Source organism: Pseudomonas migulae (assembly GCF_043225285.1).
GTDB lineage: Bacteria > Pseudomonadota > Gammaproteobacteria > Pseudomonadales > Pseudomonadaceae > Aquipseudomonas > Aquipseudomonas migulae_C.
Genome location: NZ_CP171224.1, coordinates 5548551 through 5564160 on the forward strand (window position 1 = coordinate 5548551; position 15610 = coordinate 5564160).

15 protein-coding genes are annotated in these 15610 nt (G+C 62.9%); 3 read left to right on the forward strand and 12 right to left on the reverse strand.

Annotated elements, in window-relative coordinates:
• Positions 1–34 precede the first annotated feature (34 nt).
• The 8 genes from ACF6ZU_RS25600 to ACF6ZU_RS25635 form a co-directional block, all read right to left on the reverse strand.
• The gene (locus ACF6ZU_RS25600; protein WP_392888161.1) at positions 35–1099 is read right to left on the reverse strand and encodes a sugar kinase; all 1065 of its coding nucleotides are present in this window, start codon (positions 1097–1099) and stop codon (positions 35–37) included.
• Positions 1092–1874, reverse strand: coding sequence for a sugar phosphate isomerase/epimerase family protein (locus ACF6ZU_RS25605; RefSeq protein WP_392888163.1), 783 nt, complete (start codon positions 1872–1874; stop codon positions 1092–1094). Before ACF6ZU_RS25605 ends, ACF6ZU_RS25600 begins: the two co-directional genes overlap by 8 nt.
• Before the next feature lie 160 nt (positions 1875–2034).
• Positions 2035–3060, reverse strand: coding sequence for a LacI family DNA-binding transcriptional regulator (locus ACF6ZU_RS25610; protein ID WP_392888165.1), 1026 nt, complete (start codon positions 3058–3060; stop codon positions 2035–2037).
• Positions 3061–3196: 136 nt separating this feature from the next.
• On the reverse strand, positions 3197–3805 hold the full coding sequence (locus ACF6ZU_RS25615) for a LysE family translocator (RefSeq protein ID WP_392888167.1): 609 nt from the start codon (positions 3803–3805) through the stop codon (positions 3197–3199).
• A 52-nt stretch (positions 3806–3857) separates the two neighbouring features.
• Positions 3858–4697 (reverse strand): AraC family ligand binding domain-containing protein, encoded by an 840-nt coding sequence (locus ACF6ZU_RS25620; protein WP_392888169.1) that lies wholly within the window; start codon positions 4695–4697, stop codon positions 3858–3860.
• Positions 4698–4773: 76 nt separating this feature from the next.
• Positions 4774–5415 (reverse strand): DUF1345 domain-containing protein, encoded by a 642-nt coding sequence (locus ACF6ZU_RS25625; RefSeq protein WP_392888171.1) that lies wholly within the window; start codon positions 5413–5415, stop codon positions 4774–4776.
• A 169-nt stretch (positions 5416–5584) separates the two neighbouring features.
• Positions 5585–8683 (reverse strand): multidrug efflux RND transporter permease subunit, encoded by a 3099-nt coding sequence (locus tag ACF6ZU_RS25630; protein WP_392888172.1) that lies wholly within the window; start codon positions 8681–8683, stop codon positions 5585–5587.
• Between the two features lie 15 nt (positions 8684–8698).
• Entirely contained in the window at positions 8699–9856 is a 1158-nt protein-coding gene (locus ACF6ZU_RS25635; protein ID WP_392888173.1) for an efflux RND transporter periplasmic adaptor subunit, read from the reverse strand.
• Between the two features lie 268 nt (positions 9857–10124).
• On the opposite strand from ACF6ZU_RS25635, the gene ACF6ZU_RS25640 reads away from it, so the two are divergent.
• Both ACF6ZU_RS25640 and ACF6ZU_RS25645 read left to right on the forward strand, forming a co-directional pair.
• Entirely contained in the window at positions 10125–10826 is a 702-nt protein-coding gene (locus tag ACF6ZU_RS25640) for a response regulator (protein ID WP_392888175.1), read from the forward strand.
• A gap of 4 nt (positions 10827–10830) precedes the next feature.
• A complete protein-coding gene (locus ACF6ZU_RS25645; protein ID WP_392888177.1) occupies positions 10831–12132 on the forward strand; it encodes an ATP-binding protein in 1302 nt (433 codons plus the stop codon).
• A 106-nt stretch (positions 12133–12238) separates the two neighbouring features.
• On the opposite strand, the gene ACF6ZU_RS25650 is transcribed toward ACF6ZU_RS25645, so the two are convergent.
• The 4 genes from ACF6ZU_RS25650 to ACF6ZU_RS25665 are packed head-to-tail and all read right to left on the reverse strand — an operon-like array spanning position 12239 to position 14669.
• Positions 12239–13006, reverse strand: coding sequence for an anti-sigma factor family protein (locus ACF6ZU_RS25650; RefSeq protein WP_392888178.1), 768 nt, complete (start codon positions 13004–13006; stop codon positions 12239–12241).
• Positions 13003–13500: an RNA polymerase sigma factor gene (locus ACF6ZU_RS25655; protein ID WP_392893932.1), complete on the reverse strand. Its 498-nt coding sequence runs from the start codon at positions 13498–13500 to the stop codon at positions 13003–13005. The genes ACF6ZU_RS25650 and ACF6ZU_RS25655 overlap by 4 nt, the downstream gene beginning before the upstream one ends.
• A gap of 46 nt (positions 13501–13546) precedes the next feature.
• Complete coding sequence (locus ACF6ZU_RS25660; RefSeq protein WP_392888180.1) at positions 13547–14077, reverse strand: tetratricopeptide repeat protein; 531 nt, start codon at positions 14075–14077, stop codon at positions 13547–13549.
• A gap of 28 nt (positions 14078–14105) precedes the next feature.
• The gene (locus ACF6ZU_RS25665) at positions 14106–14669 is read right to left on the reverse strand and encodes a cytochrome b (RefSeq protein WP_392888182.1); all 564 of its coding nucleotides are present in this window, start codon (positions 14667–14669) and stop codon (positions 14106–14108) included.
• Between the two features lie 131 nt (positions 14670–14800).
• On the opposite strand from ACF6ZU_RS25665, the gene ACF6ZU_RS25670 reads away from it, so the two are divergent.
• Entirely contained in the window at positions 14801–15574 is a 774-nt protein-coding gene (locus ACF6ZU_RS25670; protein ID WP_392888184.1) for a class I SAM-dependent methyltransferase, read from the forward strand.
• Positions 15575–15610: the final 36 nt, after the last annotated feature.

Sequence of the window (15610 nt, forward strand, 5' to 3'; positions counted from 1 at the left end):
GAGCTTGTTGTTTTTGTCGCAGCAGGTAACGGGTTTAAATCTCGAGTGACTGTGCGGGCCTCTTCGCGAGCAGGCTCGCTCCCACAGTTGGTTCAGTGCCAGACACAAATTGAGGGGATGGCCCGGGTCCAATGTGGGAGCGAGCCTGCTCGCGATTGGCGGCCTCGAATTCGGCGGACATCTCGGCGCGGGTCGGCAACCCCTCCATGTCCCCGCGGCTCTGCACCGCGCGGCTGCCAATCCAGTTGGCGCGCTTCACCGCATCGGCAAAGCTGTAGTTCTCCAGCAGCGCGCTGATCATGCCCACGGCAAAACCATCGCCGGCGCCCACGGTGTCGACCACCGTTTCCACCGGCACGCCCGCGACGAAACCCTGGTCCAGGTGCGTGCGGTAATACGCGCCGTGCGGGCCGAGCTTGATCGCCACCGCTTCGGCGCCCTGGTCGAGGTAGAACGCGGCGATGTCGGCAGGGTCTTCGTAACCAGTGAGCAAACGGCCTTCACTCAGCCCTGGCAACACCCAGTGGGCGAGGGCGGCGAGGCGGTTGATTTCGTTGATCATCTGTTGCGTGCTGGCCCACAGGCTCGGGCGCAGGTTCGGGTCGAAGGACACACTGCGTCCAGCTTCGCGCATGCGCGTCATGAGCTCGAAAGACATCTGCCGCGCGCTTTCCGACAGCGCCGGCGGAATGCCGGTGGCGTGCAGGTGCCGCGCCATGAGCAGTCCGGGAACGATCGACTGCGGCGACAGATGACTCGCCGCCGAGCCGCGTCGGAAGTACTCGACCAGTGGATCGTCACCGTCGTCGGTGCGTGACTTGAACTGGAATCCGGTCGGGTGTGCGCTGTCGATCGCGACGTTGCTGCAATCCAGGCCTTCTTTCTGCAACGTATCAATCACGAACCGCCCCAGGGAATCGGCGCCTACCCGGCTCAGCCACGCTACGTTGAACCCCAGCCGCGACAAACCGATGGCGACGTTGCTGTCGGCTCCGGCGATGCGCTTGTGAAAGTGGTCGACGTTGGCCAGGTCGCCATTTTGATCGGCGACGAACATCGCCATGGTTTCGCCGAACGACAGGATATCGATCTCAGACATGAGCGTTCTCCAGGCGTGCGTGCCCCAGGTGGGCGAGGGCGGCGACGTGCTCGGTGGTGAGCTGCACCAGGTCATCGCCTTGCAGTGGATATTCCGCGGCCCGCATCACGCCTTGGGCCATGTGCCGCAGCAGTTGTTCCCATGAATGCAGGTCGCTGGCGGTCGGCGGGATGGCAACCAGCTTGCCGTCGGCGCGACGGGAGACGGCTTTGCAGTGCACGTAGCCGACGTGGCGACCCAGCAGGCGCGCGGCGCTGCTGGCGGACTGGTCCTGCCACTGCCAGTTGCCGATGTCGAAGGTCATCCTGATCGGCAAGTTGTGCTGCTCGACCGCTGCAAAAAAGCGCTGGAACGGTTCGATGCGACCACCGTGCAACGTCTGGTCGTTCTCCACCAGCAAGTGCACGGCGCTTTTGCCCAGTGTCTGCGCGAGGTTTTGCAGGTCGCAGGTGTCGGTGAAGTAACCGAGGGACACCTTCAGCCATTTGGCGCCGAAGGCCTGGGCGCGTTGCAGGGCGCTGATCAATTCGGGATTGGGCTTCGACTGGCCGGCCAGCCACAGTTCCATCGGCGAGGAGTACACGCTTTCCAGACCCTGGGCCTGGGTGGCGTCGGCCAGTTGGGCGGGGTCTTCGACCGTCAGCAGTTCTTCACGCCATTCGATACGGGTGGCGCCGGCGGTGGCCAGCAACTCGATGAAACTGCCCTGGCCGCGCTGGCGTACCAGGTCGGCGCCGTAGCTGGAGAGGCTGATGGAGACGGGTGGTTTATTCATTGTTATGGACCTCTGAAACCGGTTTCATTTTTGTTCAAAAAAAAGGGGAGGATTTGTGGTGGTCTTTCGGGCCCCATCGCCAGCAAGCCGGCTCCTACAGGGTTTTGTGTACGTCCACGATCCTGTAGGAGCCGGCTTGCCGGCGATGGGGCCGGAACATTCACCGAAGATTCCCAAGTGTCGACCCTCTAACAATCAACTGCGCCGAAAAATCCAGGGTCCGCACCGGCCCGTCATCCCCGCGCAAACGCTTGAGCAGGCATTCAAACGCACTCGCGCCAATCTCGGCGGTCGGTTGCGCGAGGGCCGTGATGCCGCTGCCCACCAGCGGATACCAGTCCAGGTCATCCAGGGCGATCAGGCCCACCTCTTCGAACAGGTTGCAGTTCAATTCACGCAAGGCATGAGTACTGGCCAGCGCCGCAATCCCATTGGCGCAAAACAGCGCTTTCGGGCCAGGGCCGGGGGTGTCGAGGAAGGTTTTCAGATTCGCCGCCAGTTCGCTGCCGGTTTCAATCAGCGTGCCGCGCAGCGCCGGGCGCTGGGCGATCTGTGCCTTGAAACTGCTCACGCGTTCGATCCGCGAACTGGTGCCGTCATAGGGTTCGGTCACCAGCAGCACATCGCGATAACCGCGTTCTTCAAGGTGCGCGATGGCCAACTCGACGGCGGCCGGGTTATCGAGCCCGACCAGATCACTGTCCAGTTGCTCGACCTTGCGGTCCACCAGCACCATGGGCATTTCCCGGTGCAGTTCCTGGAGTTCGTCGCGGTGGTGACCGAGGGTGTTCACGATCAACCCTTCGATGTTGTAGGAGCGCAGCAGGGCCAGGTGTTGGCATTCCTGCTCGTCGTCGCGGTCGGTGTTGCACACCACCAGGCTGTAGCCGTGCTGACGGCAGGCGGTTTCCACCCCGTGCATCACGGCAATCGAATACGGGTTACGGATGTCGGCGACCAGCATGCCGATCAGGCGGGTGCGCCCGCGTTTCAGGCCGCGGGCCATCTGGTTCGGGCGATAGCCGAGCTCAGCGATGGCCTGTTCGATGCGCAACGCCGTGGCATCGGAGAGCAGGGCGCGATCATCGCCAATGAAGCGCGACACACTGGCCTTGGAGACCTTGGCGTGTTCGGCGACATCAAGCATGGTCACGCGGCTGCGCTGGGCGGCGGAGAAATCGTTCACGGTCTGAAACCTTCTTATTGGATTTATAAGGTTCGTGCGATGAGGTAGCACTGAAACCGGTTTCAGAAGACACCAAAAGCCAATTACCCGTCAAGCCCCGCTTCAGGAATTGTCCGACAATGGCCGACGAATGGGCTCAGACCCACAGGCTCATCCATGCCGATCCCAGCAGCAACAAGGCCATGCACCGATTGAAGCGCTGCATCGAGCGCGGCGAGTGCAACCAGCGCGCAGACCCCGCGCCGAGCAACGCCCAGACACCGAGGCAGGGCAGGGAAATCAGGAAAAACACCAGCGACAACACCATCACATGGGCCAGGCGTTCCTCGCCGCCGCCGGCAAAGACGCTGACGACCGCCAGCGCCATCATCCAGGTTTTCGGGTTGATCAGTTGCAGGCCGGCGGCGCCCACCAGACCGAGTCGGGATCCGGAGTCTTGCGCGGTGACGGCTGCGGCGGGGGCGCTGAAGATCTGCCAGGCCAGGTAACTCAACCACGCCACGCCGATCCATTGCATCGCGGTTTGCACGCCGGGCCATGCGGTCAACGATGAGCCGGCTCCGCTGCCGACCACCAACACCAGGGTCGCGGCGCCGGCACACGCGCCGAGGATGATCGGCACGGCGGCCGCCAAGCCGTAGCGGGCGCTGTTGCTCAACACCAGAATGTTGGTCGGGCCGGGCGTGATCGACGCCACGAATGCAAACAACAGGAAGGGCAGTAACGTCGGGAAAGTCGACAGCATCGCGGGCAAACTCCGGTGAAGATCATTGAATCCGATCTTCACAATCTGCCGGTCAACTGTCTGGAAGATTTGAGCAGCGCTTGCGGTACAGCGCCGGCGTCAGTCCGTAAGCCCGCACGAACCAGCGCCCCAGATGGCTCTGATCGGCAAACCCCAATGCCATCGCCACCGCCGCCGGTTGCTCGCCACGAGCGAGCATTCGTCGCGCCGTGGCCAGACGCAATTGCACCAGGTACGCGTGGGGCGCGATGCCGTAAGCCGCCTTGAATGCGCGCGTCAGGCGGAAGCGGTCGACGCCCGTCGTGGCGGCCAGCTGATCGAGGCCGATGTCCTCGTGGGCATGGGCGTGCAGGTACTCCCGAGCCTTCTGCGCCACCCGTGGCAAACGCGGGTCTTCGCCATCGCGGGCGCGCCAGTGCAGGTGCGTGGTGAGGCGTTCGAGCAAGCCGTCGAGGGCGGTCTGGCGGACGATCTTCAGTTCGCCGTGATGCAGCGTCTGAAACGCAACGCTGGTGGCCTGGGCCAGGCGGACGTCGCTGGCCAGGGTGTTGGCGAAGCTCAACTGGCTGTTGTCGGGCGCGTGGTCGAACACGGCGCCGAGTTCACGCTGCAACCACTGCGGGTCGAGGTACAGCATGCGGTAAGTGAAACCGTCGGCCGTCGGCGCATCGCCATCGTGAATGTCCCCCGGCTCAAGCAGGAACACCTTGCCCGGCGTGCTCTGGTGTTTCGCGCGCCGACAGTTGAACTGCTGAACGCCTTGCTCGGTGACACCCACCAGGTAGCTGTCATGCCAGTGCGGGTCGTAGGCGTGGCCTTCGAAATGCGCGCGCAGCGTCTCGATGCCGGTGTCGGCATCCTGGGCCAGGTCGATCCAGTTGTGAGTCGTCATGCTGCACCTGTGAGACGGATTGCCGACTTATTTAACGCCCGTGGCGCGGGCGATGCCTAGAACGTTTGTGCACGGATCAGTTGAACAGCCCGGCGGCGATGTTGATCGAGAACCCGAGAATCGCCGTGTTGAACAGAAACCCGATCAGCGACTGCGCCAGCACAATCTTGCGCAAATCCCGCGTGGCCACCCCGACATCGGAGGTCTGCACCGCCGCACTGATGGTGAACGAAAAATACAGGAAGTCCCAGTAATTGGGGGTGGTCAGGCCTTCGGCGAAACGCAGCGCCGGGTCTTTGCCGGCCCAGGTGTAGAACAGGCGGGCGTAGTGCACGCTGAAAATCACCCCGATCAACAGCCATGAACCGAGCACGGTCAACGCGGTGAAAGCGTAATGCAGCAGCTTGCGGGTGGTTTCCAGGTCCTTGCTGCCGGCCAGTTCGAAGGTGATGGTCGCCAGGCTGGCAATCGCCGCGATGCATACCACGAACAGCACCAGCCCGGCGTTCTCGTCCTCGACCTCGGCGATGCGCCTCACATCCGGCGCCTTGGCCCGGGCGGCGAGCCAGAGCATCAACAGCAGGTAGGTCCAGACCGCGGCGTTCCAGCCGAACAGGATTTTGCTGATGATCGAATCGGCCGGAGCCAGAATGCCCACCGCGACACCGAATGTGGCTGCGGCGGACAGGCGAGGGTGGGTGCGGGCGAGGAAGGGCATGGAGGCTCGATGGGCTGGAGTAGTGCAATTACCTTAGCCCAGCGCAGCCCCTTCTGACCAACACCGATCCTTGTAGGAGCCGGCTTGCTGGCGATGGCGGCCTCAATAACGATGCAGTATTCGAGGGCCCCATCGCCGGCAAGCCGGCTCCTACACGGAATGTGTATGGTCAGTTGGTTTTGTGGCGTTTGTGGACCAGCTTCATCACCACCACGAAAAACACCGGCACAAACACCACCGCCAACGTCGCGGTGATCATCCCGCCGATCACGCCGGTGCCGATGGCTTGCTGGCTCGCCGAGCTGGCGCCGGTGGCGATGGCCAGCGGCACCACGCCGAGGATGAACGCCAGCGACGTCATCACAATCGGCCGCAGACGCAGGCGCGCGGCTTGCAGGGTGGCGTCGATCAGGTCGTGGCCCTCGTCGTACAGGCTCTTGGCGAACTCGATGATCAGGATCGCGTTCTTCGCCGACAGGCCGATGATGGTGATCAGCCCGACCTTGAAGAACACGTCGTTGGGCATGCCGCGCAAGGTCACGGCCAGTACCGCGCCGAGCACGCCGAGGGGCACCACCAGCAGCACCGAGGTCGGAATCGACCAACTCTCATACAGCGCCGCCAGGCACAGGAACACAATCAACAACGACAACCCGAGCAGGATCGGCGCCTGACTGCCGGACAGCCGTTCCTGCAACGACAACCCGGTCCATTCCTGACCCAGCCCCGGCGGGCCGAGCGAAACCAGGCGTTCGATTTCCGCCATCGCTTCACCGGTGCTGTGGCCCGGTTTTGGCTCGCCGGAAATGCTGATCGCCGGATAACCGTTGTAACGGGTCAACTGCGCCGGTCCCTGGGTCCATTGGGCCTGGACGAAGGCCGACAGCGGCACCATTTTTCCGTGGCTGTTGCGCACATGAATCTTCAGCAGGTCGGCGACCTGACTGCGCTGATCGCCTTCGGCCTGGACCACCACCCGCTGCATCCGCCCCTGATTGGGGAAGTCGTTGATGTAGGCCGAACCGACGGCGGTGGACAGCACGCTGCCAATGTCGGCAAACGAAACACCCAGCGCATTCGCCTGTTTACGGTCGACGATCAGTTGCACCTGCGGCGCTTCGGCCAGTGCGCTTTCACGCACGTTCATCAGGATCGGGCTTTTCTCCGCTGCCGCCAGCAACTCGGTGCGCGCCTGCATCAGCGTCGCGTGACCGAGACCGCCACGGTCCTGCAAGCGGAACTCGAAACCGCTGGAGGTGCCGAGGCCGTCCACCGGCGGCGGTAGCACTGCGAACGCCACGGCGTCCTTGATCTGGCTCAGCGCGATGTTGGCGCGGTCGGCAATCGAACTCGCCGTGTCATCGCTGCCGCGCGCCGACCAGTCTTTCAACGTGGTAAACGCCAGCGCCGCGTTCTGTCCGCTGCCGGAGAAGCTGAAACCGAGGATCACCGTGCTGTCGCCGACGCCGGGTTCGGTGGCGTTGTGGGCTTCGATCTGCTCGACCACCTGCACCGTGCGATTCCTGCTCGCGCCGGGCGGCAGTTGAATGTCGGTGATGGTGTAGCCCTGATCCTCCACCGGCAGGAACGAGGAGGGCAGACGACTGAAGCACAGGCCCAGACCGACCAGCAGCACGCCGTAGATCAGCAGGTAGCGACCGCTGCGTTTCAGCGCATAGGCGACCCAACCCTGATAACGCTCGGTCAACTGCTCGAAACGCCGGTTGAACCAGCCGAAGAAACCGCCCTTGGCATGGTGCTCGCCCTTGGCAATCGGCTTGAGCAAGGTCGCGCACAGCGCCGGGGTCAAGGTCAGTGCGAGGAAGGCCGAGAACAGGATCGACGTCGCCATCGACAACGAGAACTGCCGGTAAATCACGCCGACCGAACCTTGCATGAACGCCATCGGGATAAACACCGCCACCAGCACCAGGGTGATGCCGATGATCGCCCCGGTGATCTGCTTCATCGCCTTGCGCGTCGCTTCCTTCGGCGACAGGCCTTCGCTGACCATGATGCGTTCGACGTTCTCCACCACGACGATGGCGTCGTCCACCAGAATGCCGATGGCCAGCACCATGCCGAACATGGTCAGCACGTTGATCGAATACCCCAGCGCGAGCATGGTCGCGAAGGTGCCCATCAATGCGACCGGCACCACCAGGGTCGGAATCAGCGTGTAGCGGATGTTCTGCAGGAACAGGAACATCACCGCGAACACCAGCACCATGGCTTCGAGCAGGGTGTAAACCACCTTGGTGATCGAGACTTTGACGAAGGGCGAAGTGTCGTAGGGGATCTTGTATTCGACGTTGGCCGGGAAGTAGCGCGCCAGTTCATCCATCTTCGCCCGCACCAGGGTCGCGGTGCTCAGGGCGTTGGCGCCGGGGGACAATTGCACGCCGACGGCGGTGGACGGTTTGCCGTTCAGGCGGGTGCCGAACTGGTATTCCTGGCTGCCGATCTCGACTCGCGCGACATCGCCGATGCGCACCGTGGAGCCGTCGGGATTGGCCTTGAGCACGATGTCGGCGAATTCTTCCGGGGTCGACAGCTGGCCTTTGACCAGAATGGTCGCGGTGATTTCCTGGGTGGTGCGGGTCGGCAAATCGCCGATACTGCCCGCCGAGACCTGGGCGTTCTGCGCGACGATGGCGGCGTTGACGTCAGCCGGGGTCAGGTTGAAACCGATCAGTTTCTGTGGGTCGATCCAGATCCGCATCGCCCGTTCGGCGCCATACAGCTGCGCCTTGCCGACGCCGTCCAGACGCTTGATCTCGTTCATCACGTTGCGCGCCAGGTAATCGCTGAGCGCCACGTCGTCGAGCTTGCCGTCCGTGGACGTGAGGGTGATCAGCAACAGGAAACCGGCGGAGACTTTCTCGACCTGCAAACCTTGCTGGTTGACCGCTTGCGGCAGGCGCGACTCGACGACTTTCAGGCGGTTCTGCACATCGACCTGGGCCATTTCCGGGTCGGTGCCCGGCTGGAACGTCGCCTTGATCGTGGCGCTGCCGAGGCTGCTTTGCGACTCGAAGTACAACAGGTGATCGGCGCCGTTGAGCTCTTCCTCGATCAGGCTGACCACGCTCTCGTCCACGGTTTGCGCCGAGGCGCCCGGGTACACGGCATAGATCTCGATTTGCGGCGGCGCGACGTCGGGGTACTGCGCCACCGGCAACTGCGGGATGGCCAGCGCACCGGCCAGCAGGATAAACAGCGCAACCACCCAGGCGAATACCGGGCGATCGATAAAGAACTGCGGCATGGAAAAGCGTCCTGCTTACTGACCAGTCACCTGGGCAAGTGGAAGAGGGGTGTCGTCGATCTGCACTTTCTCGCCGGGCTTGGCGTGTTGCAGGCCTTCGATGACGATGCGGTCACCCGGCTTTAGGCCGGCGGTGACGATCCAGCGGTCGTTCTGCACGGGCCCGAGCTCGACCGGTTGCTGGCCGACCCGTTGCTCCGCGTCCAGCAACAGGACCTGCGCCACACCGGCGCTGTCACGCTGGATCGCGCGTTGCGGGACGCTGATGCCTTGCTGGTTCACCGCTTGCTCCAGACGCACCCGCACGAAGCTGCCGGGCAGCAGGTCGAGGTCCGGGTTGGGAAACTCGCTGCGCACAATGATCTGGCCGGTGCCGGGGTCAACGGTGATGTCACTGAACAGCAACTTACCCGGCAGCGGGTAAAGGCTGCCGTCATCCTGAATCAGCGTGGCTTTGGCCTGGCCCTGGCCGACTTCCTTCAACTGGCCGGAACGGAAGGCCCGGCGCAGGTCGTTGAGTTCACGGGTCGACTGGGTGAGGTCGGCATGAATCGGGTTCAGTTGCTGGATCAGTGCCAGCGGCGTGGTTTCGTTCTGCCCGACCAGCGCGCCTTCAGTGACCAGCGCGCGGCCGATGCGGCCGGAAATCGGCGCGGTGACCGTGGCGTAGCCGAGGTTGAGTTTCGCCCGCTCGACCGCCGCTTTGTTGGCGGCGACTTCGGCGGCGGTTTGCCGCACGGCGGCGCGGGCGTTGTCGTAGTCCTGGCCGCTGATGGCGTTGCCTTCGACCAACTGGGCGTAACGCTGCTCTTGCAGACGCGCCTGGAACGCATTGGCCTCGGCCTTGCGCAGGTCCGCTTCGGCGCTGTCGAGGTCAGCCTTGAACGGCGCCGGGTCGATGCGGAACAGCACGTCGCCTTTTTTCACGTCACTGCCTTCGTGAAAGACCCGTTGCAACACCACGCCGGCGACACGGGCACGGACTTCGGCCATCCGTGGCGCGGCGATCCGCCCGCTCAGTTCGCTGGTGATCGACAGGGGGCGGGCTTCGAGGGTTTCGATGCGCACGGTGGCCAGCGGCGCCTGTTCTTCGGCGTTCGAGGACTTGTCACAAGCGCTCAGCGTCAACGCCAGGGCAAGCAGGCTGAGCTTGGCAAGCAGGTTCTTCGACATGTAAATACCCCAATAATGAACTCCCGCATCCTACGGGCCGCGCACGAGGTTAGCGGTGAAGCTTTGTTGGTGCTGTGTGAAATTGTGTAAGGGTTTTGCTCGGGGGCGGGTGAGGGCGTATATCCTTCACCCCTTGAAATTTATTGCGCCTGTCAGGCCGCCATCGCGAGCAGGCTCGCTCCCACAGTTGAAATGCGGTCACCTGTGGGAGCGAGCCTGCTCGCGAAGGCGTCATAACAGACGCCACTGCACTTTCTGGAAACACCCAATGCCCAACATTCTCCTGGTCGAAGACGACTCCGCGCTCTCGGAACTGATTGCCAGCTACCTGGAACGCAACGGCTATTCCGTCAGCGTGATCAGCCGCGGCGACCACGTGCGTGAACGGGCGCGGCTCGATCCGCCGGACCTGGTGATCCTCGACCTGATGCTGCCCGGCCTTGACGGCCTGCAGGTTTGCCGCTTGCTGCGGGCGGACTCGGCGGCGTTGCCGATCCTGATGCTCACCGCCCGCGACGACAGCCACGACCAGGTGCTGGGCCTGGAAATGGGCGCCGACGATTACGTCACCAAACCCTGCGAGCCCCGTGTGCTGCTGGCCCGCGTCCGTACCCTGTTACGCCGTAGCAGCCTCAGTGAACCGCAGACTGCCAACGACCGGATTCTCATGGGCAACCTGTGCATCGACCTGTCCGAGCGCACCGTGACCTGGCGCGAGCAACCGGTCGAGCTGTCCAGCGGCGAATACAACCTGTTGGTGGTGCTGGCCCGGCATGCCGGCGAAGTGCTGAGCCGCGACCAGATCCTGCAACGTCTGCGCGGCATTGAGTTCAACGGCACGGATCGCTCGGTGGACGTGGCGATTTCCAAGTTGCGCCGCAAATTCGACGACCACGCCGGCGAGGCGCGCAAGATCAAGACCGTATGGGGCAAGGGCTATCTGTTCAGCCGCTCCGAGTGGGAATGCTGAGGCGATGTTCAGACTCCTGTTTCGCCTGTATCTGGTGACGATCGTCTCCTACAGCGCGGCGATCTATCTGGTGCCGGACGTGGTGATCAAGGTCTTCCATGAACGCTTCGTCACCTACAACCTCGATTACTCCCGTGGTTTGCAATCGCTGATCGTCAAGCAGTTCCGCACCGTGCCGGAGGCAGAGTGGCCGGCGTTGGCGGCGGAGATGGACAAGCAGTTCAATCCGCTGCACATCGTCCTGAGTCGCAATGACGATGACGGTTTCACCCTCACCGAACAGCAGCGTTTGCGGCGTGGCGAGAACGTTGTACGCATCGGCGACTGGGGCTGGCGCACGCTGGCGGTGGCACCGTTGAACGAGCACACCGTGGTGCAAATGGTCGTGCCGCCGGACCCACTGGACGTCAATTTGCTGTACTGGAGCATCAACGTGCTGATCGGCGCGACCATGCTCGCGTGCCTGTTGCTGTGGCTGCGCCCGCACTGGCGCGATCTGGAGCGCCTCAAAGGTACGGCGGAGCGCTTCGGCAAAGGCCAGTTGAGCGAGCGCACGCGGATTTCCCCCAGCTCCAACATCGGCAGCCTGGCCAATGTGTTTGACACCATGGCCGGCGACATCGAGAACCTGTTGAATCAGCAACGGGATTTGCTCAACGCCGTGTCCCATGAACTGCGCACGCCGCTGACACGCCTGGATTTCGGCCTGGCCCTGGCGCTGTCCGACGACTTGCCGACAGCCAGCCGCGAACGCCTGCAAGGGTTGGTTGCGCACATTCGTGAGCTGGATGAATTGGTGCTTGAGTTGCTGTCGTACAGTCGCCTGCAAAACCCGGCGCGGGTGCCGGAGCAGGTTGAAGTATCGCTGGATGAATTTATCGACAGCATTTTGGGCAGTGTCGATGAAGAACTGGATTCTCCTCAGATCGTCATCGACGTATTGCTTCATGGCCAGCTCGAGCGCTTTACCCTCGATCCGCGCCTGACCGCCCGCGCGATTCAGAACCTGCTGCGCAACGCCATGCGCTATTGCGAGAAGCGCATTCAGATTGGCGTTCAGGTGTGTGCCAAGGGCTGTGAAATCTGGGTCGATGACGACGGCATCGGTATTCCGGACGACGAACGCGAGCGGATTTTCGAGCCGTTTTATCGGTTGGATCGCAGTCGTGACCGGGCGACGGGCGGGTTTGGACTGGGGCTGGCGATCAGCCGCCGGGCACTGGAAGCGCAGGGCGGTACGCTCACCGTCGAGCCGTCACCGCTGGGCGGCGCACGGTTCCGCCTATGGCTCCCAACCCCGACCTGATAACTGCCGAAACCCTTGTAGGAGCCGGCTTGCCGGCGATAGAAATCACCACGGTTCACCTGATACACCGAGGCGTCTGGATCGCCAGCAAGCCGGCTCCTACAAGTCAGGCGTTGGTCCGGGTTTTGATCAATGTCGCCATTTCTTCCAGCTCCGACAGCGGGTTATGCCCGATCAGCATCCAGGCATGTTCCATGTCGGCCCAGTACACCACGTTCATTTCATGTCGACGCTCGTGGGCGAGGTTTCGGCTGCCGGTGTTGGAGCGTGTGACGCACAACGCCACAGGTCCATGCGCCGGGTCCAGGTAGGTAATCTGGGCGATGGCCACGCCGTCGTATTCGAGGATTTGCGCGCGCTTGAATTCGGCTCGCGGCAATGCCAGTTGAGCGGGCGAAAGGTTCAGGCCCAGGCGTGAATCAAGGGTGCGCAGTTGTGCGCGCTGGACGGCTTCGTCGTTGGGCAGGTGTTCCAGGGTTTCCGGCACGTACAGCGCCATATAGTCCGCCACCAGCCCGCGCCAGTTGTGTTTCGGCTGACTCGCCTGCCAGCCGAGAAACAGCCGGTCCGCCAGCACACCGCTCATCACCAGGCCGGCGGCCGCCGCGAGGAACCAGCGTCGATTCATCCCGGGCCGCGCCGGTGAAGGCAAGGTGTCGAGCATGGCTTGCAAGCGATCCACGGGGGCCTGGCGTGCCAGTTCGTCGTAGGCCTCTTGGAACGGCAGGCTGCTGCGGGCCAGCCATTGCAGGCGCAGGTTGAGTGTCGAGTCTTCGGCGATGGCAGCGGCAACACGGTTACGCTGATCCGTGTCGAGCTGGTCATCAAGGTAGGCCACCAGTTGCTCGTCTGACGGTCTTGCATGTTCGTTCATCGACGTTCTCCGGTGGAAGGGTTGGGCACGGCGTGTAAGGGCGGATACTCAGCCAGTTTGGCCCGTGCGGCAGCCAGACGGCTCATGACCGTGCCGATGGGCACGTCCAGCACTTCAGCGACTTCGCGATAAGACAAGCCTTCGACGTAGGCCAGGAACACGGTTTCGCGCTGGGCTTCGGGCAGCGCATCGACGCGCCGGATCACCTGCGTCGCGAGGACATGGGTCTGCGCGGCGTACTCCCCGTCGAACGACAGGGCGTTATCGGCATCCACCAACCCCTGGCCCTGACGCACCCGGCGCGAGCGCACTTCGTTGAGCCAGATCGAATGCAGAATGCTCAGCAGCCAGCGGTCCATGCGGGTCCCGGGAACGAACTGGCCCGCCCGTTCAAGCGCGCGCACGCAGGTGGCCTGCACCAGGTCCTCGGCGACATGCTGTTGCCGGGACAGCAGCAGGCCGTAACGCCATAAACGCGCCAGGTGCTGGCCCAGTTCTGCCCGTATTGCCTGATCGCTGGCGATGGCGACCTCCGTCCTGTCAGGTTTTCGATGACTCGTTGATGGCTTCGGCCAGGTCCTGGTATTCCTCACAGGCGCTGCCGCAGATCGATTTTATCTGCTGCAACTGCTCTTGGGCGAGGTCCAGTCGGCCTTTGATCACATAGGCCTCGCCGAGGTACTCGCGAACTTGCGCATACTGCGGATCGAGTTTGACCGATTGCAGGTAATAACCGATGCCTTCGTCGGTGCGCCCCAGTTTACGCGTGGCATAACCACGATAGTTCAGCGCCTTGGCGGTGTTCGGGTTTTTCAGCGTGTCGAGCAATGCCAGGGCTTCTTCATAGCGCCCGTCCTTGGCCAGGCGATAGGCGTAATCGGTGCGGTCGGCGTCGGGCACCAGACTGCTGGTCTGCAGGACGCACTTCTGCGATTTGGTGTCGAACACCTGGCCTTTCGGGCAATTGGGTTTGGCGGGCGCGTCATCCTCACCATTGGCCAGGGCCAGGGTGCTGGTCAACACAACGGCGAGCAGTAACTGGGTGGTAATAACAGCAAGACGGACATTCATGATCATGCTCCACGGGGTTTTGTTCGTATCAGTTCGAACCATGCGGCAACATCCGGCGCAGGGTGTTATCCCGCAGGACGTAGTGATGAACCAGCGCCATGACCGCATGCAGCCCGGCGAGTATCACGATGACCCATGCCACCTGTTCGTGCAGACCACCGAACACCGATTTCAGGCTTTTATCGAAGGTGATCAATGTTGGGACATCGAACAGGCCAAAAAAGTTGAACGGTTCTGCCTGGGCCCAGCGGAACACAAAACCCAGCACGATCTGGCTCAGCAACAAGGCGTACAGCGCCACGTGCGCGGTCTTCGCCATCAGGTTCATCACACCCCGGTTGGCCGGTGACAGGCGTAGGCCAGCGGACAGTCGCCAGAGCAGGCGGACGACAACGATCACCGCGAGCAGGATGCCGCAGGAGATGTGCAACGCCTGCAACTCCTTGCGCAATGGCGTGCCCTTGGCCAGTTGCTCCCAGACCTGGGCACTGGCGAACAGGCCAATCACCAGCAGGGCGGTCAGCCAGTGCAGCGTCATGGTCAAGCGGTCGTAACGTGTCGGCGAATCCGGGTTCAGGTTGATCACTGGCAATCCTCATGGGTGATGGCCAATGAACACTCCGGCGTGAACAATTATTCATTTCTTTCTCAGGCTTTTTTCAAGGAAAGCGCAAATCGAGGCGCTATGCTCGACAGCGTTCGCAGTCCTTCTGGAGCGTTGCCATGAAAGATCACGTCCATCACTCAGCGGCCACCGGTTACAAGACCGCCGCCGATACCTACGTTCGCGGTCGTCCGGATTACCCGCCGCAAGTCGCCGACTGGCTGACGGCCACACTGGGGTTGAACGCGGATACCTCCGTGGTCGATCTGGGCGCCGGGACCGGCAAGTTCACCGCTCGACTGGTGGCCACCGGGGCTCAGGTGATTGCGGTGGAACCGGTGCCCCAGATGCTGGAAAAACTATCCGAGGCCTTTCCCGGGGTGCTCGCCGTCAACGGCACCGCCACTGACCTGCCGCTGCCTGACGCGTCGGTGGACGTGGTGGTCTGTGCCCAGGCCTTCCACTGGTTTTCCAGCGCGGATGCCTTGACGGAAATAGCCCGGGTACTCAAGCCCGGCGGCAGGCTGGGGCTGGTGTGGAACTTGCGTGATGCCCGGGTCAGCTGGGTGCCGAAACTGGATGCCATCGTCAATGCTCTGGAGGGCGATACCCCGCGTTTCTACACCGGAGCCTGGCGTCGGGCGTTTCCCCACCCGGCGTTCGGACCGTTGCAAGCGCAACAGTTCGGCCATGGGCATACCGGGTCGCCGGAAGACGTAATTTTCAACCGCGTGCGCTCCACCAGTTTTGTCTCGGCATTGCCGGCGGCAGAGCGGGCGAGGGTGGATGAGCAGATGCGCGATTTGATTGCCGCCGAGCCTGAATTGCGGGGCAGGGAGGTGTTGACGGTGCCTTATGTGACAGAGGCGTTTGTCGCGGTGAAAACCTTGTAGGAGCGAGCTTGCTCGCGATTCACTGGAAAGCGCCGC

What these genes read in the sequence shown, in the direction of transcription:
- ACF6ZU_RS25600 (WP_392888161.1), bottom strand. Translation starts at nt 1,099, where the DNA reads ATGTCTGAGATCGATATCCTGTCGTTCGGCGAAACCATGGCGATGTTC.
- ACF6ZU_RS25605 (WP_392888163.1), bottom strand. Translation starts at nt 1,874, where the DNA reads ATGAATAAACCACCCGTCTCCATCAGCCTCTCCAGCTACGGCGCCGAC.
- ACF6ZU_RS25615 (WP_392888167.1), bottom strand. Translation starts at nt 3,805, where the DNA reads ATGCTGTCGACTTTCCCGACGTTACTGCCCTTCCTGTTGTTTGCATTC.
- ACF6ZU_RS25620 (WP_392888169.1), bottom strand. Translation starts at nt 4,697, where the DNA reads ATGACGACTCACAACTGGATCGACCTGGCCCAGGATGCCGACACCGGC.
- ACF6ZU_RS25625 (WP_392888171.1), bottom strand. Translation starts at nt 5,415, where the DNA reads ATGCCCTTCCTCGCCCGCACCCACCCTCGCCTGTCCGCCGCAGCCACA.
- ACF6ZU_RS25630 (WP_392888172.1), bottom strand. Translation starts at nt 8,683, where the DNA reads ATGCCGCAGTTCTTTATCGATCGCCCGGTATTCGCCTGGGTGGTTGCG.
- ACF6ZU_RS25635 (WP_392888173.1), bottom strand. Translation starts at nt 9,856, where the DNA reads ATGTCGAAGAACCTGCTTGCCAAGCTCAGCCTGCTTGCCCTGGCGTTG.
- ACF6ZU_RS25640 (WP_392888175.1), top strand. Translation starts at nt 10,125, where the DNA reads ATGCCCAACATTCTCCTGGTCGAAGACGACTCCGCGCTCTCGGAACTG.
- ACF6ZU_RS25645 (WP_392888177.1), top strand. Translation starts at nt 10,831, where the DNA reads ATGTTCAGACTCCTGTTTCGCCTGTATCTGGTGACGATCGTCTCCTAC.
- ACF6ZU_RS25650 (WP_392888178.1), bottom strand. Translation starts at nt 13,006, where the DNA reads ATGAACGAACATGCAAGACCGTCAGACGAGCAACTGGTGGCCTACCTT.
- ACF6ZU_RS25660 (WP_392888180.1), bottom strand. Translation starts at nt 14,077, where the DNA reads ATGAATGTCCGTCTTGCTGTTATTACCACCCAGTTACTGCTCGCCGTT.
- ACF6ZU_RS25670 (WP_392888184.1), top strand. Translation starts at nt 14,801, where the DNA reads ATGAAAGATCACGTCCATCACTCAGCGGCCACCGGTTACAAGACCGCC.